Raw genomic sequence first — 24,551 nt, 5'->3', positions numbered from 1 at the left:
AGAAGAGGTGCGGGAAGTGTATAGTGTAGTTGATTTATTTTCTGGAGCTGGCGGATTAAGTTTAGGGTTTGAACAAACTAATAAGTTTGAGGTTAAAGTGGCAATTGAAAAGCACTCAGCGGCCCAACTAACATATAAAGCAAATCATAATTCAAATGTGACAGTTCTGGATGATATTTTAAGTATTACAGATTTTGAAGATTTTAATTTTAGATTTGGCCAAATAGATGTTGTGATAGGGGGTCCTCCATGCCAAGGGTTTTCTAATGCCAATCGTCAAAAGTTTGATCTAATTAGCCAAAATAATAGTTTAGTAAAAAAGTATATAGAGTTTGTTGAAAAATTAAAACCAAAAGCATTTGTAATAGAAAATGTACCCATGTTTAAATCCGATGTACATCGCTTCTATCTTTCTGATAACGATGATCAAGAATTCTTGAAGGATTACTTAATAGATGAAAAGATTTCGCTATATGAAGGAGATTTTATCTATGGTATAGAAGAGCTAAAAAAAATGGTTGAAGAAGATGAAGTTCAACAATTTTTAATAGAAAAACGATTATTAAAAGATTTAATATTATTAATTAGTAAAGCTAAAGTAGAAGGGAAATTAAATGATTTAATTCAAAAACGTGGAAAACAATACATTGAAAATATTAAAAATACAATCGCAAGATATACATGTAAGTCAGATTATTTTGAGAACTATATTAAATATTCTTTAAAATTGTTTATTGATTTTATAACAAAATTGCAAAGTGATAGAACTATATTATACGCGATGCAAGAGTTTATTAAAGTTCAAAGGTGCTTCTATATTATGCAAGAACTTAGAAGTAATTCTATTCGAATAATAAATATAGATACTAAAGGAAAGAAGATAGAGGTCCATGTTAAATCAATTACAGTCTACAATTATTTAATAAAAAAGTTAGAGGTTATTTATAAGATTGATTCAGGGGTAATAAATGCAGCCTTGTTTGGAGCTCCTCAAAAACGTAAACGATTTTTTGCCTTAGGTATTAGAAAAGATTTAATTACAAATAAAGAAATAGAAATAAGTTTACCCAGGGGATTATTTAATGAGGGAAATTACCGCACAGTCGGAGATGCGATAGGAGATTTGGTAGAGATAAATCCCCAGTATGAAACAACTTTACCTGCTATACCTTTAGTAAAGTTGGAGAAAATGAGTGATTTGACAAAACTATTAAGAGATAGTGATTTACTTCATAATCATATTATCACTCAAACAAGGGCGCATATTCTAAAGAGGTTTGAACAACTTAAACAAGGACAGAACTTCCATGACCTGGACAAAAGTATTATTAATACGTATGCAGACCCTTCTAGAACTCAGAATTCTATTTATAAACGATTGGATTTCAATGCACCTTCACCAACAGTAACAAATGCACGTAAAGCAATGTGGATTCATCCTACAATAAACCGAGCTATTAGCATCCGTGAAGCTGCCAGACTACAAACATTTCCTGACAGTTTTGTCTTCAAGGGATCCAAGGATGCGCAATATCAGCAAGTAGGAAATGCTGTTCCTCCTATAATGTCAAATGCTATTGCAAGGCAATTATTAAATATCCTTACAAAATTATAAGTAATAAAAAACTACAAGGTCATTATTTGTAGTTTTTTAAATTTTAGCCTTAAAATGTAAGTATAAAGTATTTAAAATTCTATCTAAGAACTACATAGATCTATTAAAATAACGAGTAGAATTGGAGATTATTTATGGCGAACAATAAAGGGCAAGCAGACAAATATATAGATTTGCTTATAACAGAACTTAGTTTGAAGAAAATAGAAACGAACCTACTTATAAGAGATTTTATGTTAATATTATCACCGGGTATTCAAGGAGAAAAAACTAAATACTTAGATATTAGTGTTTCCAAAATCAATAGTGTAAGAAATAAAATGGACAATTTTTCTAAAAATTATTTATTGATTCGTTTTTATGATGTTTTTTTAATCGGTGACTTAGTTAAGTTTTTAAATTTAATGACTAATGAAAAATTTATTTATAGTCCACCTGGAAATGCGACTACAAGAAAGTGGCAGTATGCTGTAGAAGAGGATAACTTTGGCTATTTTATATATTTGACGAAAAACCCTAAAGAAAAATTCCGATTGGAGCTTGTAAAACATTCGGATATAAAAGAATATTTTAATTATTTTAATGAAGATGTAAGTTATCAAAACATAAACAATCCTCTAAGTAAAGATGAATTTATTCCACATGTATATTCATATATCACTTCAAAAGGTTTTACTTATCTTGAGAATAACATCAAAAATCTTTACCTATCCTTACGCACCAAACCCTTCATCATCATCTCCGGCATTTCCGGTACAGGGAAAACAAAAATCGTTCAACTATTTGCTGAAGCGATTGGGGCCACGGAAGAAAATGAGCAGTTTAAGTTAATTCCTGTTCGCCCTGATTGGAGCGATAGTTCAGATTTGCTCGGGTATAGAGATATTAAAGGGGAGTTTTGGAAAGGGCCGTTAACTAAGATTGTAGAACATGCTTTAGCCAATCCGGATTTACCGCATTTTGTTCTATTGGATGAAATGAACTTAGCGCGTGTTGAGTATTACTTCAGTGATGTTCTAAGTGTGATGGAAAGCCGTAAAAAAGATGAGGAAGGGAATTTTACTTCATCGCCGTTGATTACGTTTGAAGAAAATGAAGAGGAAAAAACCGTAACGTTACCGGGCAATCTTTACGTAATTGGTACCGTAAACATGGATGAAACGACTCACTCGTTTAGTAAAAAAGTGTTGGACCGTGCGAATACCATTGAATTTAATGAGATTGACTTGATGAATTTTGATGCCATGGTGGAGAAGGAATCCGTTAAGCCAATCCAGGTTTCAAACGATGTGCTAGAATCCACATATATTCATTTAATTGATGCGTTTTCAGCCCATGAACCACTTATTCGACAAGTCTCGGAAAAAATAAATGCTATTAATGAATCCTTAAAAGTAATCCATGCCCAAGTCGGTTATCGTGTGCGTGATGAGATTTCCTTTTATATGGCACATAATGCAGAAGCGGGTATGTTGCTTACAGAAAACGAAGCCATGGATTTTTGTATAATGCAAAAAATCCTTCCGCGCATTAGCGGTACACAAAATATAGTGGAGCCGGTATTAGAAAAGTTAGAAATCGAATTAAAACCGTACGAAAAATGTTCCAAAAAGATAGAAGAAATGAAAAAGAGGTTAGATGATAATGGCTTCGTATCGTTCTGGACGGCTTAAAAATGAACAACTGTTAACGATTCATACGGATGACGTTTATTTAGTCATTTCAGGTGACCTCGACTTAAATCGTTACAATCAAGAAAGCTATAAATCGTTTTTTGAAGAGAATGAATCCATGTATTTTAGCGTGTCAAACGAAGCATATGTCGAGATTTTTGATATTGAACATAAACAATTAGTTCAAAGCAGCGGACAACCCTTTTTGCCGATTTTTTTTGAAAACGGAAGATATGAAGTGCAAATTATGCCTAAGAAAGATGTTCCTATTCAGTTTTATCATGAGTATGAGGGCTTTCGAAAAGCAGTGCGCCCCATATTGAATACAAAATTACTGAGTGGGACCCTACATTTCCAAAATGAAGTGGGCTTTAGTAATTTTGAAATTCGTGACGATCATGGAAATCCGTTGCTATCTGTTGTCATAGAGGTTTATCCAACGAAGCTCGATTATAAAAAAGACTATCGCGCGCTTTTAACGGAAGTAAGCGAGGAAGTGTATAACCTGGCTTATGATTTTTTGAAACGAACTTTCTTAAAGGGGTCTGCTGAAGTTTATCATGAGCCTACAGGAGTAGAATTTTATCGCCTAATAGAAAAGCATTACGAAGCGTATATGAAGGCTGTAAACTTTGTAGAGCAAAAACCACATCGTAAGCTAGAAACCATTTACGAAGAAGTGCGCGGAGATCGTTTACGTAAACAAGATGCAGTTGGACGAGCATACTTACGAAAAAATGCCAATCTTTTTATAGAAGTTGAAAAGGGAATTCAGTTGAATGGGAAACAAATGATGCCACAAAAAGGGCTGCTTGCCAGAAAGGTTCATACGTTTGATACCCACGAAAATCGGTATGTCAAAATGACATTAGAACGGCTTTCTCAACGAATTGAACAACTTTACTTGAGCATACAAAAAGCAAAAGAACACTATCAGTTAGAACCAGATCAAGATGTACTTTCAATTTTAGATAGAATGAGAGATGAACTCTCGAAAAAATTAAAAAAGCCTTTTTGGCAAAGTATTGGTCGCTTAGATCGTTCTGTTATGAGCGTCGTGCTACAGATGGCAGCAGGGTACCGAGATGTCTATCAAATCTATGCAACTCTTTCAAAGGGCATTATTTTAAGCGGGGAAATCTACAAAATGTCCATGAAAGATATTGCCTTACTTTATGAATATTGGACATTCTTAAGGCTTGGAAGAATCCTAAAAGAGAAATGCGATGAAATTTCTCAAGATATTATTAAAGTAAGTAGTAATGGTTTAGTTGTAAATTTAAAAAAGGGAAGTGGCGCTAAGCGTATTTTCCGTAATAAATCGACTGGAGAGATCATTAAGCTCCAATATCAGTACTATACAGAAAAGAAAGCTGTTACAGTAAGACAAATTCCTGACACGATGCTGATCATTGAAAAGTTAGGCAGAGAGTATGATTTCCTTTATATTTTTGATGCAAAATACCGGATTAACTTTGGGAATGATGAGGGCAACAATAGTCCAGGTCCAATGGAAGACGACATTAATACGATGCATCGATATCGGGATGCGATTGTTGCGGAAAGTGAAGGCGCTTATGAACGAACGGCATTTGGTGCGTATGTATTATTTCCGTGGAATGAACAGGACCGATACCGAGAGCATCATTTATATAAAAGTATCGAGAAAGTAAACATTGGCGGCCTTCCGTTTCTACCAAAAGCAACGGATTTAGTGGCAACGATTATTGATAGTTTATTAAATAAAACAGCGGATGAATTACAAGTAGAAGGAATCTTACCAAAAGGCACGAAAGAATTTTTATATAATGATCGATCTGATTATGTTTTGGTCGTTCCTTACAAAGGGAAACGAGACGATCACGAGTTAACCATCCGTGTACGAGAAAACACGCTACCAAAAAAATGGTTCAAAGCTAAGAAAATTGCTTTATATCAAGCGGTGGGGGTATATGAGGAGGCTGTCATTACAACGGTTGCCCGGGATGGGAAGTATATGGTCTTTCATGGTGAAGCTTGGGCATCACGATTAAATACAATTCAAACCGATCACTACTCATTAAGTGAACCTCTTTTAATAGAAGATCATGTATATAATGATGCTTCTACGTTACCAGAATTACTACTAACAACGAATGAAAAACGACAGCTATGGATGATGTTAAAACAAATGTCAACAGATGCTATGATCAAACTAAATTCAAAGGTCATTACACAAAGAACACGGATTGTATCGTATCAACTAGACAATCATCAGTTCCATTGGCGAAGTGGAACGTTATTGCATGAACATGGCGACAATATAGAAGAGCTTTCCATTACTGAACTAATGGAAAATCCATATAAAGTATTAAGTAAGCTAGCAACAAAAATGTAGTTGCTAGCTTTTTTAAATAGTTTTCACTATAAATAAAAACGGATATCGAAAAGTAATATTGATAAGGTATATTTTTCAATTTATAATAATATTTTAACGAGATGGGATTAGTAGTAAGAAAGATCTAAAGGAGAGTTGAGCATGTTCAAAAAAATTTTAGCGCGCTTTGGTAAAGGGGCTGCGACTGTAGACTTGCGTTTTGAAAACCGCCCGTATATTGCAGGGGAAACAATTCATGGTGAGGTTTATATTGAAGGTGGGGAAGTCGAACAAAAAGTAAATTTCCTAGCCGTTCGCCTAATGATTAGTGTCGGGACAAAACAAGGAATCGAAACACGACAAGTAGCGAATATTCCATTAAGTGGTGCACACGTAATCCTACCAAAAGAACAAAAAGTCATTCCTTTTACATATCAAATTCCTGAAAGTTTACCAGTTTCTAGAGGGTCGATTTCGTATTATTTTGATACGGAGCTAGACATTGACGGCGGTGTCGATCGTACCGATGTGGATCGTCTACTTATTGATGTACCACAGCCTGTACAAATTTTATTCGAATCGCTCGGTAACTTAGGGTTTAAAGAGAAACCTTCATCCGGGAAAGTGGATCGCCATGGTCAAGAATTTGCCTTTTTCCCAACACAGCTTTTTACAGGGCAAGTGAATGAAGTGGAGCTACGTTTTGCTTGTGAACCTTCTGGTGTGCGTGTATGGCTGGAAGTAGATTGCCGAAATGGATTTAAAGAAATCGAAGCGAAACGCGAATTCTTTATTGAACAATCCCTGTTACAACATGAATCGCAAGTAACAAACTTGTTAAAGCAGTACATTACAGAAGCTGTTGAAAATCCTCATGCGTATACACAAGCATTCTCGTATAAGTCTTACCAACCTCATCATAGTCATGGGACGGGTGGTATGATTGGAGGACTAGCGATGGGGCTGCTTGGTGGTATGCTTCTAAGTGAGATGTTAGATGGCATAGATGATGTAATTGAAGAGGTAGCAGAAGCATTTGGAATAGACGAAGAAATTTTCGAAGACGTAGAAGAAGCACTTGGGTTTGAAGACGATTCATTTGAAGAGGAAGAAGATTTTGACGATTTCTTTGATGGTGGAGATGGGGATTGGTAATGGCATAGGCTTACTTATGTAATAGTTTTGGATTATTTTTATACTAAGAGAATGAATGATCTTCTACGATGTATATTTTTATTTGAACTAATAGCTTGGGAACAAACGCCAAGCTATTAGTTTTTGATTAGAATGTTAATTTGACTCTATTTTATATTTCTATAGTTATTACCCGATATTTATATCGCCTATTAAGTAGAGCGCGGCTTTTCCGGCCATCTTTACCCGTGTATCCTCGTGCTTGCAATAAAGTGTGCCGCCTCTATTGGATAACTGCCTTGCTACGAGTTCCTGTTTCTTTAGTTTCTCTGCCCAAAATGGCACTAACCCACAGTGAGCAGAACCACATACTGGATCCTCATTTATCTTTAACTTTGGGAAAAATGCTCTTGAAACAAAGTCAAAAGTCTCTCCTTTTGCCGTAACAATTACACCAAGCCCCTCTGGTAACTGTTCTAGTTTTGCAAAGTCCGGACTTAGATTTTTCACGGCTTCTTGTGATTCGAATACAAGTAACAAATCTCTATTTAGATAGGCTTCAGTTGGCGTGGCACCCAAAGCATCAATCATTTGTTCAGTAAGAGCAATCTCTTTTGAAAGGGCAGATGGGAAATCAAGTTCATACAAATCCTCTTTTTTATTTACAGTAAGCATCCCGCTCATTGTGTTGAATTGAATAGTTGTTAGTTGCGTTTCAACATAGTTCATAATAACAAAAGCAGTTGCTAACGTTGCGTGACCACAAAGATTGATTTCTCCTCCAGGTGTAAACCATCTTAGCTTATAATTTTCCGCCTCTTTTACTGCAAATGCTGTTTCAGATAGGTTATTTTCGATGGCAATCTTTTGCATGATGTCATCAGAAAGCCATTCATTCATTACACAAACCCCAGCAGGATTTCCTTCAAACACTTTTTCTGCAAAGGCATCTACTACATAGTACTTCATCATTGTTCCTCCTATAAATGTTTTAGGTATTTCTTACTGTGTACAGAAATTATTTCTTGTATAGTTAAAAATGTAGATAAATTTACAGTTCTTAATGCCTAACTAAATGCATCGGGTGATTATTAAGAAATTGTGTTTCATAATATTTTTTTAGGAATTTTAATATTAATAAGAGTGAAAAGCCTAGAAAGAAAGGTTGTCCATCAATTAAGAGGAACAACCTTTCTCCATTTTATAGAGCTAACGTTTTCAACCGCTCAACAGCCTCTTCTAATAACTCCACCGATTGAACAAGTGCTAAACGTACATAGCCTTCACCTTCGCTACCGAAAGTCGTACCTGGCACCATGACTACACCCGTTTCTTCAATAGCTTTATAAGCAAAGGATACGCTATCTAACTCAGAAGGGTATTTTGCCCAGACAAACATTCCACCGTTCGATGGGGCCACTTCCCAGCCTAATTCGATTAAGCCTTTCATTAACACTTTATGACGCTCTGCGAAAGTTGTACGTAACGAAGCTGTAATTTCTTCTGCGTGGTCTAATGCAAGAGCTGCAGTAGCTTGTATCGGTGCAAAAATGCCGAAATCTAAATTAGACTTTAATTGATCAATAATCGTAATCGCTTCTTGATTTCCAACCATATAGGCAACGCGCGCACCGGCTAAGCTAAAGCTTTTTGATAATGAATTGACTTCAATCCCAACTTCTTTTGCTCCTGGTGTTGCTAAGAAGCTTATTGGACCGTCTCCTGTGAAATAGAACTCCGAATATGCCGCATCATGCACGACTAAAATGTTATATTTTTTCGCAAATGCTACAACCTCTGTGAAGTACTCAATGGATGGAGACATTGGTACAGGGTTACCTGGCATGTTTAAAATAAGTAATTTCGCTTTCTTTGCTATTTCTTCAGGGATCGCTTGTAAATTAGGTAAGTATCCATTTTCCGTATCCAATGGAATGAAATAGCTTTGTGCACCTGCTACGTTGATCCCAGCAGCGTAGGCAATATAACCAGGGTTCGTTGTTAAGACAATGTCTCCAGGATCACAAAAGGCTAAAGGTAAGTGGACAAGTCCTTCTTGAGAGCCAATTGTTAAAACGACTTCTGTTTCTGGATTTAACTCTACTTGATTACAGCGTTGATAATAGCGTGCAACAGCTTCTTTAAATTCTTTAGAACCTGTTAATGTATATCCATAGGAAGTAGCTTGTTTACTTAATTCAGACATATGGTTACGAAGCATTTCATGGGGAGGTAAATCTGGACTACCGAGGCTTAGATCGATTAACTCCATCCCTTTTGCTTGTTGTTCTTTTGCAAACACTTTTAAACTTGTAAATACAGATGGTTCAAATAATGACATTTTTTTTGATGCTTCAATCTTCAAGGTGTGACACTCCTTATTTGGCTACAAATCTACCTCACATTTTAACATACAGACGATTAGAAATTCTTTATAATATTCGAAATAAGTAAAAAGATTCGAAATATAGTAGATATGAATATAAAAGAGCAAACCTCGAGAAATATTTTACAAATATAGAAAAAGTGAATCGAATCTATTACACTTAAAGAAAACAAGCTGGAGTGGAATAGATGATTGTATATTCATTAAGTGGACCGAGTGGAACGGGGAAAAGTACAAGTGCCCTTCAATTTGCTCATGAACATCATATAGAGGCGATTATTGATGATGGTCTATTAATTGTTAACGGGCAGAAAAAAGCAGGGACGTCTGCAAAGTTTGAAAAAAATACGATAACGGCTGTCCGTAGAGCGATTTTTCAAGATGAACAACATAGAAATGATGTTATGGAAGCAATTGAAAAAAGCGGAATAGAATCGCTCTTAATAATTGGAACTTCAGATAAAATGACAAAAACTATAGCCAATCGTCTTCAACTTGCTCCGATTGACCATTTTCATTACATAGAAGAAATTCGTTCATCAAAAGAAATTCAAATGGCTCAATTTGTTCGGTTAACACAAGGGAAACATGTGATGCCAATTCCGTATAAACAAGTAGAACAAAACTTTTTTAAGCGGTTTATTCAACGAGGATTTGAGATTTTTTCGAAAAACCGTGTGAAATTAGGGGAGACAACCATTGTGCAACCTGATTTTCATCAGCAAGTGATTACGATTTCTAAAAATGTGTATACGCAATTATTACAGTATATTTTAAAACAAACGGAATTTATTGCAAAAGTGGATTCGGTTCACTTTGCATTAAAACAGATGAATACGGTAGTCGAACTAACCATCTTTATTAAAGGGCCAGTTCACTATGACGTAATTGAAAAGATGCGCGGCTTACAAGCGGAAATCTGTACGCAATTTTTACAGCATTTTGAGTTTGAGCCTGCAACGATCAACATTTCCATTAAAGGTGTACATTAAAAGAGGGGGATCTCATTTTGTTGAGAATCCCCCTTAAGTATGTTTATTTCCGATTAAATTGTGGTTGGCGTTTTTCAACAAATGCGCGGACACCTTCTGGGAAGTCTTGTTGATCAACAAAAGGTGAAGAAGAATTCCATAACACTGGTGCCGAATCTAAACATTCCTTAACAGAGCGCTTCACCGCAAGTAAAGAGGCAGGAGACATTCCGGCTACTAGTTTTCCCATACGAATAGAAAATTTCGTTAAGTCTTTTTCGGCCACTAAGTAATTGAGCATGCCGGCTTTAAAGGCTTCTTCTGCTTTGTATAATCGACCTGTAAAAACAAAGTCCTTTGTTGCAGAAGGGCCAACTAAATCGACAAGACGCTTCGCAAATTTATTATTAAGTGTGATTCCAAGCTTTCCAACCGGAATCCCCATACGTGCTTTTTCTGAGCCAATTCGAATATCGCATGCTAACGCTAATTCAAGACCTGCCCCCATTGCCGGACCGTTAATGACACCTATAACAGGAATAGGAAGATTTTCAATAGTTGAAATGGTTTTTTCCATATGAACGAATGCTTGTTCTGCTTCTTCTAATGAAACGGAATTAAATTCTTTAATATCTGAACCCGCCGTGAAATTTTCGCCGGATCCTCGTAGTAATAAAACTTTATTTTTTGGATTATCTAATGTTTGTAAAGCAATTTTAGCTAATTGATCCCACATATTTGCAGTTAATGCATTTTTCAATTGGGGACGGTGAATTGTAATAATCGCTAACCCTGCAGTTTCTTGATAAATAATTTTTGCATCCTCTTCTTCTAATCTAGTCGTACGAACTTGCATGAAACACACCCCTTATGTTTTTCCCAACATTATATACTACGATAACTTTTACTCCTACTATTATTTGAATATTCAACATAATCGAGACACGACGTAGATAATTTTCCCAAATATGTTTGCTATTATATGCATATTATCCGACACTTTTATATATAATATAAATAATACACGCACCAGAAATTACAAATAATTAAATAAACTAACGCACAAGCAAATAAAGGAGTGGAGATATGGAATTAGTATTGTATTACAGAACATTTTTAGAATCCTTAAATAAGTCACCACATACAATCAAACAGTATTGTATTGATGGGGAACAATTTTTAATTTTCGTCCAGGAACAAAACAAAGATCTTCATTCGAATATTCGAACTTTGGTCAAGGATTACGTAAATCATTTAAAAGCGAGTTATACTACACATACAACAATTAATCGTAAATTATCTTCTTTAAAAAGTTTCCTTTCTTATATACATTCACGAGGGCTGATTCAAGAATTACCTGTAGAAGATGTTCAACCATTAAAAAATAATGAAACGAAAATCAAAACATTAAAAGAGCATCAACTAAAACGAATCATTCGCTTCTGGCTGTCTATTTATGAAACAAGTGAAGACCCAGAGTTTCGTTGGATTGCGCTACGGAATTTTTGTATTGTCCGATTAATTGCTGAATTGAGTTTAAAACCTTCTGAACTTGTTATGTTGAAATGGACGCATGTGAAAGACAATATTATAACGATCAGGTCTCGTAAAAAAATAAGAAAATTAGAAATCTCTTCGTCGATGATGGAGTGGTTTAACATTTATCGAAATGAGACGGTTCAAATGTTCCCACTGAGTAATCAGGTGGATGCAATTTGGTTAGGGGTCGGAAATAAAAAATACAGTCCTATAACCGTTAAAACAATCGAAAGAATCTTTCAATCCATTTCAAAACAATTAGGCTTGAAAGTAACTGCTACCGATATTCGCTATGCAACCATTAATAAAGAAGTGGTTCAGCAGGCGGATCAGCAGTTAGAAATTTATAAGCAATTTGGCTATGCGAGAAAAAGTGTTTTGAAGGATCGGTTGAAACGATTTACAAATAATGAGAAAATTGATGTTGATAAACTATTGGAGTAAGAGGGGAAAAATGGACATAATAAAACCAAAAGATTGTAGCTTAATTTTAGAAGGTGGCACGTTTCGTACAATTTATACAGCGGGCATATTAGATTCCTTTTTAGATCATAAACTGATGATGCCTTATATTATTGGAATTTCTGCTGGAGCGATTAATGCCTGTTCTTACGTATCTAGACAGAAGGAACGTACATTTCGCGTATTAGCGGATTATCGCCATGATAAACGCTATATGGGATTTCGCAATTTTATAAAAGAAAAAAGTTTATTTGGTTTAAATTTTGCCTACGATGTCGTTCCTAATCAATTAGATTTATTTGACTGGGATACATATCAACAACATGATGGGACGGTATTGTTTGGGGTAACCAATGCAATCACAGGGGAAATTGAGTATATGAATGCACTCGAGATGGATCGTCAATGTACGATGCTCCGCGCAACCTGTGCCATTCCGTTACTGTTTCCCGAAATCAAAATTAACGACACACCCTATTTTGATGGTGGCTTGGCCGATCCAATCCCAATTCGAAAAGCATTAGAAGACGGCTATGATAAGCATGTCATTATTTTGACGCGACCAAAAGGATATAGAAAAGAAATGGATCGCCAAAGTAAATGGGTCATCCGTCTTTTGCGAAAAAAATATCCGAAGCTAGTAGAACAGATGGAAGCACGAGTGGATAAGTACAATGAAACCATTGAACTGTGCGAAAAACTTGAAAAGCAGGGAAATGCAATTATTTTCCGCCCAGAATTTGCGTTAAATAGTATGGAAAAGAATCTTGTAAACATGAAAAAAGGGTATCAAATGGGCTATAAACTTGGGAATGATGGGTTGCAGCAATTGAAATCCTTTCTATAAAAATAACCATTCTGCAAAAATCCGCAGAATGGTTATTTTTCTTTGACTAGCAAAACGACATCACTCGTAATTTACTTTATAATCATCGGAACTAATCCAATGTAACTTTGTTTCGAATAGTTTTAAAAGCATTGTATTTAGTAAAAACGGTAAGGCAATAAATAAAGTGGTTGAAAGTACGATGTTAGCCACGTCCCAGCCAGCTAAATTTAAAAACTTCAATGGACCTACAAATCCCGCAAGGCCAAAACCAGCACTATATGGTGTGCCGACGATTTCAAATAAACCGGCAAGAGCACCTAAAATACCTGCTGTAATAATCATGGGTAGGGCAATTTTTGGTTTCATAAAGAAATTTCGCATTTGAATTTTTGCTGAAGCAATGTGTGCAAGGGCAGTACCAAAATTATTTGCACGGTAACTTGCGATGCACATGCCAACACCTGAAGCACAAACTCCTAAATTCGCTGCACCTGCTCCGATTCCAGAAAGCATAATTACCGTTGCCACGCCAATTGTTGAAATCGGAGAAATAATTAATACAGAAAATATCATAGCAATTAAAGCACCCATAATAACAGGTTGTAAATCCGTTAAATACATAATTACTTCACCGATGAATAAAGAACCATTTTTTACATAAGGCAATACTGCTAGACCAATTAATCCAGGAATGAAAATTGTTAATGCTGGCATGACTAACAGTGTCCAATCTTTCAATTTCGCTCCTAAAAATTGTACAAATAATACTGCCAATGCTGTTGTAAAGGCGATATTAATGACAGTGCCAATGCCCGCGATTGTTAAAGTACCGTCTTCCATAATATTTGTTACACCAGATCCAATAAATGCAGCTAGTCCAACAGAACAAGTTTGAATGGGTGATAATTTAAATTGAATTCCTGCCATAACCCCAATAACGACTGGTAGTAAGCTCATCACAATTACAGACGCGTTTAGAACAGTTTCTAAAAATGGAGCATAAGGAATGAAAAGCTTTAATATTTCACCTACGAGAGCATTTGGAATTAAACAAACAACAATCCCTAAACTCATCCCAGTTAATAATTTATTAAAAAAATCTTTCATGTAACTCAAATCCTCTCTTGTTGTAAATCTCGATGTCGAATGTAAGATTATTATATAAGTTATGAAAATTAATTCAACTTACAATTTTCAGATAATTGTTTGTGTATAGAAATTGAAGAAAATTTAGAGCGTGAAAACGTTTTTAAAAAGTATAAACGTTAATAAGTGAAAACTTCATTAAATTAAAGGATAAGAATATGGAAGATTATAAAGCTACAATTGGAATTCATAGCGATTTCCATGTATATTTTTACTTATGGAAGTAAGGAATGGAGAGATTCGAATGTTAAAAGAAACAGTATTTGAACAATTAAAAAAGGCAATGAAAGAAAAGGACGCATTATCAAAAGGTGTACTAACTTTATTAAAGTCTGCGTTAGATAAAGAAGAGAAAGAAAAAGGTGCAGTTCTAACTACAGAAGAAGAGATTGCTATTGTAAACCGTGAAATTAAGCAAACAAATCAAGCGTTAGATGGTGCAAAACAAGCTAATCGTGAAGATCTTATTGAAAAAGAAGAAGCAAAACTAACACTATTAAAAGGCTTTTTACCAAAACAACTTTCAGAAGAAGAAATTGTGGCGGTGTTAACAGAAGCTGGTGTCGCAACAGGTATGAACATGGGCGATGCAATGAAGATTGCAAAACCATTATTAACTGGAAAAGCAGATGGGGCGACGATTTCCAAAGTGGTTAAAAGTTTAATTTCATAAGATGTGCTTTTAGGAACTCACGTATTTACGTGAGTTTTTTATATGTGTAGCAGTAACGGCGTTCATCCAACATTTAAAGCCTACATTAACTTTTAAAAATTTTTAGAAAACTTATTGACACTGTTTGCATTCTGTACTATATTAAAAACACAAAATAAATACTGTTATAGTACACAAAAGAAAGGGACGATGAAAAATGTCAATGTATCGAGAAGGTTATGAATACTACTTAACAAAATGTGAGGATTTTGGATTGGAGCCAATTAATTTTTATTATTATGTTCAACAATTATCACAAGAGCAGTTAGATCAATTCAATGAACAAGCACGTGAAATGAAAGGAAGAATGTAAGATGGGTGACTATCGTATCGGTTATGAATATTACAAACAAGCATGCCAACAACATGGTTTAGAGCCAATCAATTTCCACTATTATATTTTGAACTTGTCACAGGAACAATTAGATGCATATAACGAACGAGCCGAACAGAAAAGAGGTCGTGATATTGAAAATTAATTTAAATAGCACCTTCTTTTAACAACCTTACTTGTTTCTATGCAAGTAGGGTTGTTTTTCATTAGTAAGATTAGTAGTATATTACTATACTGAAAATTCGACATAAATGACAATGTTTATTTAAATTTCGACAATACACTATTATTTATTTGCATTAGGTATTATAATTACGAAATAATCGTTAACTCACATGCTAATATATTGATATATTGGAATGTACTTAATGAATGGAGGGCCATTTGTGAAAAACGACATTCATTCAACTCAAACCTCTTTAATGGATCATAGTTATGAAGAACTAAAAGACATTAAAGCAGCACTTGATAAATCTGTTATTCTTGCAGTAACCGATCGTAAGGGAAATATTACAGCCGTAAATGACCGCTTTTGTGATATTTCAAAATATACTAGAGAAGAATTAATCGGACAAAACCACCGAATCTTAAATTCAGGCATACATCCAAAGTCATTTTTTAAAGAAATGTGGAAAACAATTGGTAATGGTCATACGTGGCACGGTGAAATTTGTAATAAAGCAAAAGATGGTTCTCATTATTGGGTACAAACATCAATCGTTCCTTTTTTAGATGAAAAGGGGAAGCCTTATCAATATATTTCAATCCGAACAGATATAACTGCTCAAAAAAACATTAATATTTTAACACACTTTGCGAATCACGATGATTTAACAGGCTTACCAAATCGACGGAATTTATCAAATAGATTATTAAAACAAATCGATGCAAGTCGCCAAACAAATAGTAAGTTTGCGCTGTTTTTTATTGATGTGAATCGTTTCCGAAATATTAATGATGCGCTTGGTCATAATGTAGGGGATCTATTCCTAATCGAAGTTGCGGAGCGTTTTAAAACACTTGATAAATCAGGGAATTCTTTTTATCGTCTCAATGGAGATGAGTTTGTATTTTTATTAGAGGATGCAGCTCAAGTGGATTATATGGCCAATAAATTTATGCAGCTATTTAATAAACCGTTTAGTTTTAATAATTACGAGTTCTATTCAAGTATTTGTATCGGGATCAGCATTTTTCCTGATCACGGGAATAATGCGGAAAATTTAATGGTTAGTGCCGATGTAGCGATGTATGCAGCGAAAAATAAGCGGGGAAATCAATATCAAGTTTTCCGAGAAAATATGAACGGTTTAAATGACCATGCACTCATGTTTGAATCAAAACTACATCATGCAATTAAAAATGACGTACTAGAATTGTATTACCAACCTAAAATTTGTGTAAAAACTGAGAAAATGGTTGGAATGGAAGCATTGTTAAGGTGGAAAGATCCAGAATTAGGACAGATTCCACCAAATCAATTTATTCCATTCGCTGAAGATTGCGGTTTAATTTGCGATATCGGCGAATGGGTGTTACGTAAGGCTTCTCTACAAATCAAACAATGGAAAGAACAATTTGGCCTTGATTTGCATGTTGCCATCAATATTTCGCCAATTCATTTTCAAGAAGTTAATTTTATAAACCGTCTCGTTGAAATTATGGATGAAACAGGTGTAGATGCACATAATTTAGAAATCGAAATTACTGAAATGAGCATGATGGACCATAATGAAGATGTACTGAGTAAAATTAAACAATTAAAGGCGTTAGGGTTAACGGTAGCGATTGATGATTTCGGTACTGGTTATAGTTCTCTTGGCTTTTTAAAGGAATTCCCAATTGATATTTTGAAAATTGATCGCTCGTTTATTGTGAATATGAGCGAGGGGGAATCGGGAATATCAATGGTTGCGGCTATCATTTCATTAGCACACGCGCTAAATCTTAAAGTTGTTGCAGAAGGTGTTGAAAAACTGGAAGAACTGCAAATTTTAAAGGAATATGGCTGTGAATATGTACAAGGGTATTATTTTAGTAAACCCCTTAATGTACAAGAATTTACAATGAAAATTGAAGGCTTACTCATATAAATAAAAATCAGGAACATTGAATGCCAATGTTCCTGATTTTTTTATTCGCTTATTAAGTTTTGTAACTTCTCATATTCATCATTTCCAATTGAATCGTAATATTGATAAAGTAGGTCAGAGTTCACTTTGATCATATGTTTATAATTTAAATATAATTGTTCGGTTAAATGGCGAATAATGATTGGGACTGGCTTATTATGATTAAATTGGTTCATATGCTTTTCGATAAAAGCTTCTGAGAGTTCGCACCATAGATTATTTCCGAGTGCCCCAAAATCAATATACTGTAGATGGGCATTTAAAAAATCTTCTGTTAAATATACGTTATATTGACAAATAGTTGTCCAGTCTAATTTTTCGCGATATCGATGTAACCAATGAGGTTCTATAATCGCACTAACCAGTTGTTTCTGTTTTTTGTTATAGCTACTAAACATCATATCCATTTCTTTATTAGATGGCTTTTTATAGCCCATGTCATCATATATTTGACTTGCAAGAGAAGGAATTCCTTTTACCATGTGTTCGCTTCCTAGCCATTTATATTGACCGCGATCGAATTCGAAAAATTGAAATTCTGTTATTTCTTCTTCCTCATCGAAATCATTCTCATCATCTAGTAGATGGATCGTACTATACTCACTAAAATACGTATCGTCTTCTATAAATAAATCAATCTCTTCTTCAAAATGTTGATTCATTTTGACATTTTGACTTCTTAATTCATCGATAATAAATTTTTTAAAGGATGCTGATAGACGAGATAAAACAGGGTAATTGTATTGTAAGGAAGAAACATCGACTTGATCTAAATGATCGATTAAGTATTTCTCCGTTAGCGTATCACAAGCATAACAAATATATGAAAAATCAACATAGTCTAAATAGCGCTCAAATTCATTGGGATGCATTTTGACTAAGTTGTAACGCCAAAAGCAATAATCATGAATAAACTTTTTAGATAGATGTGGGTTTGCCTCTAGCAATACATTCATATCAAGGTCATCAATAATTGGTCCAACATAAGAAGGAATGGATTTTACGTCAAAATCTTTCGGTATATTTAATTTTGCTAGTGATGTCTTAGGATTGAATTTTTTCTTTCGGCTAGGATGGGTTTTTAAACTATAAGTACCGATTGAGCCTCGTTCGTCCAGTAAAATATAAGCTAGTTCTTGTTTTTGATCACGGGTTAATTTTATATTTTTTGGAAACTTAACAGAAGCGTAATATGTAATGTTTGCCATATCATAGAAAAATTTAAAATCCCCCTCAGGAGTAAACTCCGCGCGAGATGTGTTCTTTTTCCAGTAAAGTAGAGCTCCGTTAATGGGAGGATAATTTGAGAATTGAATATTCGCAATTGAAAAGATATTATGTGAAAGAGATTCATCATAAACCGTTTTTATAAATTCTATATTTTTTATTTTCAGCATCGTATACCTCCATTAACCTATTATATACTTTCAAAGGAATTAGCAAAATAAAAAAGTATTGTAGTGCCCAAGAAAATCAATGTACGAAATATTAGTATGCAAAATTCGAGTTTTTGGGCCACCATATTATAATTATATTAAGGTAGATGCATAATTAGAACTGTCCTATAGTCCACTGTTCATTTCTATTAAAAAGGGAAGCTACATGATCGCCTCCCTGATTTTCTATTCTTCTTGATGTGGTTGTTTCTGCTTATTATTTTGTGGACCATTTGATTTGTCGTTCGTTTTAATTTCCTTATCTTTATTAAGGTGTTCTTTTTCTATGTTATTGTTATTTGGCGTTTGTTTATTTTCCCTTTGATTTGAATGGTTATCGGATTTTTTAATTTCTGCGTTCGAGTTATTTGTTTTTTCTTGATTCGATTTTCCGTTGTTTTCGTCTTGTACTTTCGATGGTGGTTGTTGTTGTTTCGTATTATTACCATTATTTTCATCAGGTATCTCTGTAGGTGTATTGTCCTCAGGGATCGTTCCTTCTTTTTCGATCTTCTCTTGTATGTTTTGAACTGGCTTGTTGATTTGCTCTTTGCTTTCTTTAACGGTGTTTTCTATATACGAATTTAATTCCGATTGATCTTGTTTTTCAAATTTTGTTTTGATTTCATAATCCTCATTGTTGGGCGCGATTTGTTTTATTGCATCAGCTAGTACTTGATCTACTGGTTGGTCCTTCCAATGGTCAAGCGGAAGTTCTTGATTATCAGAACTCACTGAAATTACTTTACCATCCTCATCTATGCCAATTTCAATGGATGTTTCGCCTTCTAGTTGAATATATGCATACACATTCGCTGTTTTTGTAAACAAGGTTGAGGTTAGGAGAAGTAAAACAATCGCAGCGGCCAAAACTGGGGCAGCCACAAATAATTTCAATTTCTTATTTCGAAGTGGGGCAGAGGTAACGAGTTGAAATTCTACTTCCTCGCCAACTTCAGCATTTGCGACAAGAGGAATGCCACGAAGAAATTCACCTTGATCCGTCATGAAAACCATATCATTTTTGTTTTTTTCGCAAACAATTCCTCTATATGTGCGCATCATATGATTTCTCCTTTGACGTAATCTTTCAAATACGTATAATCACTGTTTAATAAGATCACCACAGCAATAATATATTTGCGATGGCGTTCAATTGTTTTTCGAGATACTTCCACTAAAGATTCAAGCTGTTTAATCGGAAGTTTTTTATTGTTGTCCAGATAGCTATATAGCTCTTCCGATTGTGCAACGATTTGAGCAATGTAAAATGCAGTTTTCCTCGAATCTTCATGCTTTGGCGAACATTTCGTTAGCTCTTCAAAGGTTAAATTAAAATTTGCAAGGGCTTGTTTATATAAGAGTAGTTCTTCTTTTCTGGATTGTGCTCGTTGGGTTTCAGAATATGTATGGATGGATTGCTCATCAAATATATAATGCTGATTAGATGATTCTTCGTTGCTTGGTTCGATTAAATAAACTCTTTCTTTTCTTGCGGATTCATTTCGAATAAAGTCGATTAATCTTCTTTTAATAATGAGATGCGCAAATGTTAAAAAAGAAGCCTTTTCTGAAGCTTTATATCTTTGAATTGCTTCATGAAACCCATGCATAGCGACACTAAATTCTTCATCATGTTCGTCAATTGTTCGTTTACAGACAAAAGAAGCTGTTTTTTTCATAAACGGAGCATGAGCAAAAAGGAGGTCGTTTAAAACCTCCTCATTACCTGCTTTTGCCAATTGTGCAAGCTCACCAATATCTTGTTTTGGTTTAAATAGTCCATGAATAATAGACAAAAGCATAAATACCCTCCGTTCTCACATCTAGTGAATGCCATGATTGTATATGGCTTTCTTGGAAATGAAAAGCGGTTTTAATATATTGAAATAATTATTTAATATTTTTGGATAATTTTACTCTTTCCCTTTAGCCGCTTGTTTTTCAGCTTTATGTTCCGCTTTTAATTCTTGTTTTTCTGTTTTATGTTTCTCTTGAAGTGCTTTTTTCTCTTGTTTATGTTCTTCTTTAAGAGTTTTTTGTTGAGCTTTTACTGATTCTTTTGTTGTTTCAACTGGTGCTGGTTGTACTTTCGTTTCTGTAACAGGTGTCACTGTTTCTGTGTTTTCTAAGAACGGTGTTAAATCGATAACTTCTGATTCCGTTGAGTCTACTTGTTTAGATGCTGCTTGTTTTGCTTCGAATTTAGCAATAGCTCTTTCGGCATTACGTAAAATAGCCGCTTTAGCCGTTGCATTTCCAGCATTCTCATAGGCTTGCTTTAACGCAATAAGATTTCCAGCTGTGTAACCTTCAGGGATTTCAGGGAACTCAGAATCTTTATTTACTTCTTCAGGTGAAGTAGTTGTCGATTCTTCCGTAGTATCTGTTTCTTCCTCTTCATCTGTAGTTGATTCTTCAGGTGTAACCGTTTCGTCAGTACCGTTTTCTTCTGAATTTTCAACTGTTGTATCTTCTGTCGTATTTGTCTCGTCTTCAGGTGTAATCACTTGTGTTGTTTCTTCTGTTTGTGTTTCCGTTTGTTCTTCTGTTGAATTAAATAGGTTTTCATCTGCCCATGCATAACTTGATCCTGCTACTGTTAATGTTGCTACAATAATTGCTGCGCCTGCTTTTTTGAATTTCATGTTTAGTCACCTCTAAGATTATTTTGTCCATTTTATTCGGACACTTTATTATTCGTAGAGTGATAGAAAGTTTGTGGGGGTCGAGAAAAAGTTTTTTTAGAAATTTGTTTTTGGAATGATATGAATGAGGGAGAGAGATGTAAAAAAATTGAATAATAGGTAATGATTAATTCAAACTTAGGTCTGAAGAGAAGATGAAGAAAGTATGTTAATCTAATAGCGTGGTTATAGCAATATACTTTACTAACAAAACTTGTTGCGGGATTACCGCTATTTTTTTTGCTTTAAAAACGAAAGATACTATCAATTATCTTGCAAATAAACATGATAGGTGGAATAAACAATGAATTATCAAGTATTACTTTATTATCATTATACAAATATAACTGACCCAGAAGCTTTCGCTGCAGCACATTTAGCTGACTGTAAAGCATTGAATTTAAAAGGTCGTATTTTAGTTGCAACAGAAGGAATGAATGGTACTGTTTCCGGAACAATTGAAGATACAAATGCTTATATGGAAATGATGAAGCAACATCCTTTATTTAAAGGAATTGTGTTCAAAATTGATCCAGTAGAAGGGCACGCTTTCAAGAAAATGCATGTTCGTCCACGTCCAGAACTCGTAAATTTAAGCTTGGAAGATGATATCAATCCTCATGAAATTACTGGTCGCTACTTAACACCGGAGCAATTTTTAACTGAAATGCAACTAGAAGATACAGTTGTGTTAGACGTTCGTAACACATATGAATATGATGTCGGCCATTTCAGAGGTGCGATTCGCCCAGAAGTAGAAACATTCCGTGATACACCAGAATGGGTACGTAATAATCGAGAGCTATTCGAAGGTAAACGCGTTTTAACGTATTGTACTGGCGGAATTCGCTGTGAAAAGTTTTCTGGTTGGTTAAAACGTGAAGGCATTGGGGAAGACGTTGGTCAGTTGCATGGTGGTATTGCCACATATGGTAAAGACCCTGTGGCTAAAGGTCAATTATGGGATGGTCAAATGTATGTGTTTGATGAAAGATTAACTGTCCCAATCAACCAGGTAGAGCATGTTGTGGTAGGGAAGGATCATTTTGATGGGACTCCTTGTGAACGATATGTAAACTGTGCAAACCCTGAATGTAATAAACAAATTTTAGCTTCTGAAGAAAATGAGTTAAAACATTTAGGTGGTTGTACAATTGAATGCTCTAAACATGAACGAAATCGCTACATTGTGAAGCACAATTTAACTCCAGAATTCGTACAACAGCAATTAAAATGGTTAGAGGAAACAACTGTATAGCGAAAGGGGGGACGTCCGAAAAGGGATTTTTGGACGTCCCTCTTTTGCGACGAGGATAGTGACAATTTATTGTTACTACCGCAGGAGCACAGATTTTTAGTGGTATTTTATCATTAGAAGCGTAGATGTCCAGAAAGTGCAGTGCTTTCTGGGCATCTCTTTTTTATAGGTAATTTAAATGGATTTTCCATGTTTTTATATATGACCTAATAAATAAAAAAATATTTATCTCAAAAATAGATGAAATTGTTCTAATCTTGATATATATTAGTAGTGTAGAAACAAATTATGTAGCTTTAATAGCCTACATCTGAGAAATGGAGAATAGTATAATGTCAAATACAGCGTATCGTATTGAAAAAGACTTCTTAGGGGAAAAACAAATTCCAAAAGATGCTTATTATGGTGTTCAAACAACGAGAGCTATTGAAAACTTCCCGATTACAGGTTATCGCATTCATCCAGAATTAATTAAGTCTTTAGGTATTGTTAAAAAGGCTGCCGCGCTTGCGAATATGGAAGTTGGTATGTTGAAAAAAGAAATCGGCCAACATATTATTCAAGCATGTGATGAAGTAATTGCAGGGAAGTGGAACGACCAATTTATTGTTGATCCGATTCAAGGTGGAGCTGGAACATCAATCAATATGAATGCAAACGAGGTTATTGCAAACCGTGCGCTTGAAATAATGGGTGAAGAAAAAGGAAACTATAAAATTATTAGCCCAAACAGCCATATTAACATGTCTCAATCAACGAACGATGCTTTCCCAACAGCAACACATATCGCAATTTTAAGTTTAATGAATCAATTATTAGAATCCATTAAAACAATGCATCAAGCGTTTGTCTCAAAATCAAAGGAATTCGGTCATATTATTAAAATGGGACGTACTCACCTTCAAGATGCGGTACCAATCCTTTTAGGCCAAGAATTTGAAGCCTATAGTCGTGTCGTATCACGTGATATTGATCGTATTTCACTTTCAAGACAACATCTATATGAAGTAAACATGGGCGCAACTGCAGTTGGTACAGGGTTAAATGCCGATCCAACTTATATTCAAGCAGTCGTTCGAAATCTTAGTGAATTAAGTGGCTTACCGTTAAAAGGGGCAGAACATTTAGTGGATGCTACTCAAAATACAGATTGCTATACAGAAGTCTCAGCTAATTTAAAAGTTTGTATGATTAATATGTCAAAAATCGCAAATGACTTACGTTTAATGGCTTCAGGTCCGCGCGATGGTCTATTTGAAATCGTCTTACCTGCGCGTCAACCAGGCTCATCCATTATGCCTGGAAAAGTAAATCCGGTTATGGCAGAAGTGGTAAACCAAGTAGCTTTCCAAGTGATGGGGAACGACTTAACAATTTCAGCTGCATCGGAAGCTGGTCAATTCGAATTAAATGTTATGGAGCCAGTATTATTCTTTAATTTAATTCAATCAATCTCTATTATGAGTAATGTATTTGAAGTGTTTACAAATAAATGTTTAGTTGATATTAAGGCAAATGAAGAGCACTTAAGAGAATACGTTGAAAAAAGTGTTGGTATTATTACAGCTGTAAACCCGCATATTGGTTATGAGCTGGCTGCACAAATTGCAAAAGAAGCCATCGCTACTGGCGCTTCAGTGCGTGAACTTTGTTTAAAATCGGGTGCTCTTACTGCAGAACAACTGGATATAATCCTTGATCCATTTGAAATGACACATCCAGGTATTGCTGGTGGCCGAGAATTAGTTAAATAAGTGTTTCATATATTTAGAGAAAGAACCCTAATTGAAGTGAACCCAAAAAGTTAGACATGAATATTAGGCAGCTACTTGGGCATGAGTTCGGTACTGTACTGGACTCATGCCTTTTAGTTTTACCTTA

At 34.9% G+C, this 24,551-nt stretch carries 21 protein-coding genes; 13 read left to right on the top strand and 8 right to left on the bottom strand.

The features are described 5' to 3' along the window. The first annotated feature begins 16 nt into the window (after nucleotides 1-16). From EK386_RS07395 to EK386_RS07380, 4 genes are all read left to right on the top strand, one after another. Nucleotides 17-1,615, top strand: coding sequence for a DNA cytosine methyltransferase (locus EK386_RS07395; RefSeq protein ID WP_158674389.1), 1,599 nt, complete (start codon nucleotides 17-19; stop codon nucleotides 1,613-1,615). A 134-nt stretch (nucleotides 1,616-1,749) separates the two neighbouring features. Further along, nucleotides 1,750-3,288, top strand: coding sequence for an McrB family protein (locus EK386_RS07390; RefSeq protein ID WP_126658476.1), 1,539 nt, complete (start codon nucleotides 1,750-1,752; stop codon nucleotides 3,286-3,288). Then, nucleotides 3,260-5,665, top strand: coding sequence for a restriction endonuclease-like protein (locus EK386_RS07385; protein WP_158674388.1), 2,406 nt, complete (start codon nucleotides 3,260-3,262; stop codon nucleotides 5,663-5,665). The genes EK386_RS07390 and EK386_RS07385 overlap by 29 nt, the downstream gene beginning before the upstream one ends. A 141-nt stretch (nucleotides 5,666-5,806) precedes the next feature. Then, the gene (locus tag EK386_RS07380) at nucleotides 5,807-6,799 is read left to right on the top strand and encodes a sporulation protein (protein WP_126658473.1); all 993 of its coding nucleotides are present in this window, start codon (nucleotides 5,807-5,809) and stop codon (nucleotides 6,797-6,799) included. Nucleotides 6,800-6,967: 168 nt separating this feature from the next. Here EK386_RS07380 and EK386_RS07375 read toward each other — a convergent pair whose 3' ends face one another. Then, a complete protein-coding gene (locus EK386_RS07375) occupies nucleotides 6,968-7,747 on the bottom strand; it encodes a PhzF family phenazine biosynthesis protein (protein ID WP_126658471.1) in 780 nt (259 codons plus the stop codon). 232 nt (nucleotides 7,748-7,979) lie between these two features. Next, complete coding sequence (locus tag EK386_RS07370) at nucleotides 7,980-9,143, bottom strand: aminotransferase class I/II-fold pyridoxal phosphate-dependent enzyme (protein WP_126658469.1); 1,164 nt, start codon at nucleotides 9,141-9,143, stop codon at nucleotides 7,980-7,982. A gap of 209 nt (nucleotides 9,144-9,352) precedes the next feature. Between EK386_RS07370 and EK386_RS07365 the strand changes: the two genes are divergently transcribed. After that, nucleotides 9,353-10,156 (top strand): hypothetical protein, encoded by an 804-nt coding sequence (locus EK386_RS07365; RefSeq protein ID WP_126658468.1) that lies wholly within the window; start codon nucleotides 9,353-9,355, stop codon nucleotides 10,154-10,156. Between the two features lie 43 nt (nucleotides 10,157-10,199). On the opposite strand, the gene EK386_RS07360 is transcribed toward EK386_RS07365, so the two are convergent. Beyond that, nucleotides 10,200-10,991: an enoyl-CoA hydratase/isomerase family protein gene (locus EK386_RS07360; protein ID WP_126658466.1), complete on the bottom strand. Its 792-nt coding sequence runs from the start codon at nucleotides 10,989-10,991 to the stop codon at nucleotides 10,200-10,202. A gap of 230 nt (nucleotides 10,992-11,221) precedes the next feature. On the opposite strand from EK386_RS07360, the gene EK386_RS07355 reads away from it, so the two are divergent. Together EK386_RS07355 and EK386_RS07350 are read left to right on the top strand one after the other, a co-directional pair. Beyond that, nucleotides 11,222-12,118, top strand: a complete 897-nt coding sequence (locus tag EK386_RS07355) for a tyrosine-type recombinase/integrase (protein WP_126658464.1) — start codon at nucleotides 11,222-11,224, stop codon at nucleotides 12,116-12,118. A gap of 10 nt (nucleotides 12,119-12,128) precedes the next feature. Beyond that, nucleotides 12,129-12,983 carry a patatin-like phospholipase family protein gene (locus tag EK386_RS07350; RefSeq protein WP_126658462.1) on the top strand — a complete coding sequence of 285 codons (855 nt, stop codon included), beginning with the start codon at nucleotides 12,129-12,131 and terminating at the stop codon, nucleotides 12,981-12,983. A gap of 60 nt (nucleotides 12,984-13,043) precedes the next feature. Here EK386_RS07350 and EK386_RS07345 read toward each other — a convergent pair whose 3' ends face one another. Continuing rightward, nucleotides 13,044-14,072, bottom strand: coding sequence for a PTS sugar transporter subunit IIC (locus tag EK386_RS07345; RefSeq protein WP_126658461.1), 1,029 nt, complete (start codon nucleotides 14,070-14,072; stop codon nucleotides 13,044-13,046). A 283-nt stretch (nucleotides 14,073-14,355) separates the two neighbouring features. On the opposite strand from EK386_RS07345, the gene EK386_RS07340 reads away from it, so the two are divergent. The 4 genes from EK386_RS07340 (at nucleotide 14,356) to EK386_RS07325 (ending at nucleotide 17,250) form a co-directional block, all read left to right on the top strand. Beyond that, nucleotides 14,356-14,784, top strand: coding sequence for a GatB/YqeY domain-containing protein (locus EK386_RS07340; RefSeq protein ID WP_126658459.1), 429 nt, complete (start codon nucleotides 14,356-14,358; stop codon nucleotides 14,782-14,784). Between the two features lie 196 nt (nucleotides 14,785-14,980). Then, complete coding sequence (locus EK386_RS20110; protein WP_143963528.1) at nucleotides 14,981-15,136, top strand: transcriptional regulator; 156 nt, start codon at nucleotides 14,981-14,983, stop codon at nucleotides 15,134-15,136. A gap of 1 nt (nucleotide 15,137) precedes the next feature. Continuing rightward, on the top strand, nucleotides 15,138-15,302 hold the full coding sequence (locus EK386_RS07330) for a transcriptional regulator (protein ID WP_126658457.1): 165 nt from the start codon (nucleotides 15,138-15,140) through the stop codon (nucleotides 15,300-15,302). A 241-nt stretch (nucleotides 15,303-15,543) separates the two neighbouring features. Beyond that, nucleotides 15,544-17,250, top strand: coding sequence for a sensor domain-containing protein (locus EK386_RS07325; protein WP_246027612.1), 1,707 nt, complete (start codon nucleotides 15,544-15,546; stop codon nucleotides 17,248-17,250). A 41-nt stretch (nucleotides 17,251-17,291) separates the two neighbouring features. On the opposite strand, the gene EK386_RS07320 is transcribed toward EK386_RS07325, so the two are convergent. The 4 genes from EK386_RS07320 to EK386_RS07305 form a co-directional block, all read right to left on the bottom strand. Continuing rightward, nucleotides 17,292-18,686, bottom strand: a complete 1,395-nt coding sequence (locus EK386_RS07320; RefSeq protein ID WP_126658455.1) for a nucleoside-diphosphate sugar epimerase — start codon at nucleotides 18,684-18,686, stop codon at nucleotides 17,292-17,294. Nucleotides 18,687-18,911: 225 nt separating this feature from the next. Beyond that, entirely contained in the window at nucleotides 18,912-19,790 is an 879-nt protein-coding gene (locus EK386_RS07315; RefSeq protein WP_126658453.1) for an anti-sigma factor domain-containing protein, read from the bottom strand. Further along, complete coding sequence (gene sigI / locus EK386_RS07310; protein ID WP_126658451.1) at nucleotides 19,787-20,530, bottom strand: RNA polymerase sigma-I factor; 744 nt, start codon at nucleotides 20,528-20,530, stop codon at nucleotides 19,787-19,789. Before sigI ends, EK386_RS07315 begins: the two co-directional genes overlap by 4 nt. 111 nt (nucleotides 20,531-20,641) lie before the next feature. Further along, nucleotides 20,642-21,373 carry a hypothetical protein gene (locus EK386_RS07305; protein WP_126658449.1) on the bottom strand — a complete coding sequence of 244 codons (732 nt, stop codon included), beginning with the start codon at nucleotides 21,371-21,373 and terminating at the stop codon, nucleotides 20,642-20,644. 343 nt (nucleotides 21,374-21,716) lie between these two features. Between EK386_RS07305 and trhO the strand changes: the two genes are divergently transcribed. Together trhO and aspA are read left to right on the top strand one after the other, a co-directional pair. After that, nucleotides 21,717-22,670 carry an oxygen-dependent tRNA uridine(34) hydroxylase TrhO gene (gene trhO, locus EK386_RS07300; RefSeq protein WP_126658447.1) on the top strand — a complete coding sequence of 318 codons (954 nt, stop codon included), beginning with the start codon at nucleotides 21,717-21,719 and terminating at the stop codon, nucleotides 22,668-22,670. Between the two features lie 332 nt (nucleotides 22,671-23,002). Beyond that, nucleotides 23,003-24,424: an aspartate ammonia-lyase gene (gene aspA, locus EK386_RS07295; protein ID WP_126658445.1), complete on the top strand. Its 1,422-nt coding sequence runs from the start codon at nucleotides 23,003-23,005 to the stop codon at nucleotides 24,422-24,424. The last annotated feature ends 127 nt before the right edge of the window (nucleotides 24,425-24,551 follow it).

The organism is Lysinibacillus antri, assembly GCF_003977595.1.
In the GTDB taxonomy this organism is placed as follows: Bacteria; Bacillota; Bacilli; order Bacillales_A; family Planococcaceae; genus Ureibacillus; species Ureibacillus antri.
The sequence above is the reverse complement of the archived record's forward strand: the minus strand, read 5'-3'. Positions and strand labels throughout refer to the sequence as shown.

Coding starts and splice junctions, on each gene's coding strand:
- EK386_RS07390 (WP_126658476.1), top strand. CDS start 1,750: ATGGCGAACAATAAAGGGCAAGCAGACAAATATATAGATTTGCTTATA.
- EK386_RS07385 (WP_158674388.1), top strand. CDS start 3,260: ATGGCTTCGTATCGTTCTGGACGGCTTAAAAATGAACAACTGTTAACG.
- EK386_RS07380 (WP_126658473.1), top strand. CDS start 5,807: ATGTTCAAAAAAATTTTAGCGCGCTTTGGTAAAGGGGCTGCGACTGTA.
- EK386_RS07375 (WP_126658471.1), bottom strand. CDS start 7,747: ATGAAGTACTATGTAGTAGATGCCTTTGCAGAAAAAGTGTTTGAAGGA.
- EK386_RS07365 (WP_126658468.1), top strand. CDS start 9,353: ATGATTGTATATTCATTAAGTGGACCGAGTGGAACGGGGAAAAGTACA.
- EK386_RS07360 (WP_126658466.1), bottom strand. CDS start 10,991: ATGCAAGTTCGTACGACTAGATTAGAAGAAGAGGATGCAAAAATTATT.
- EK386_RS07355 (WP_126658464.1), top strand. CDS start 11,222: ATGGAATTAGTATTGTATTACAGAACATTTTTAGAATCCTTAAATAAG.
- EK386_RS07350 (WP_126658462.1), top strand. CDS start 12,129: ATGGACATAATAAAACCAAAAGATTGTAGCTTAATTTTAGAAGGTGGC.
- EK386_RS07345 (WP_126658461.1), bottom strand. CDS start 14,072: ATGAAAGATTTTTTTAATAAATTATTAACTGGGATGAGTTTAGGGATT.
- EK386_RS07340 (WP_126658459.1), top strand. CDS start 14,356: ATGTTAAAAGAAACAGTATTTGAACAATTAAAAAAGGCAATGAAAGAA.
- EK386_RS20110 (WP_143963528.1), top strand. CDS start 14,981: ATGTCAATGTATCGAGAAGGTTATGAATACTACTTAACAAAATGTGAG.
- EK386_RS07330 (WP_126658457.1), top strand. CDS start 15,138: ATGGGTGACTATCGTATCGGTTATGAATATTACAAACAAGCATGCCAA.
- EK386_RS07320 (WP_126658455.1), bottom strand. CDS start 18,686: ATGCTGAAAATAAAAAATATAGAATTTATAAAAACGGTTTATGATGAA.
- EK386_RS07315 (WP_126658453.1), bottom strand. CDS start 19,790: ATGATGCGCACATATAGAGGAATTGTTTGCGAAAAAAACAAAAATGAT.
- sigI (WP_126658451.1), bottom strand. CDS start 20,530: ATGCTTTTGTCTATTATTCATGGACTATTTAAACCAAAACAAGATATT.
- EK386_RS07305 (WP_126658449.1), bottom strand. CDS start 21,373: ATGAAATTCAAAAAAGCAGGCGCAGCAATTATTGTAGCAACATTAACA.
- trhO (WP_126658447.1), top strand. CDS start 21,717: ATGAATTATCAAGTATTACTTTATTATCATTATACAAATATAACTGAC.
- aspA (WP_126658445.1), top strand. CDS start 23,003: ATGTCAAATACAGCGTATCGTATTGAAAAAGACTTCTTAGGGGAAAAA.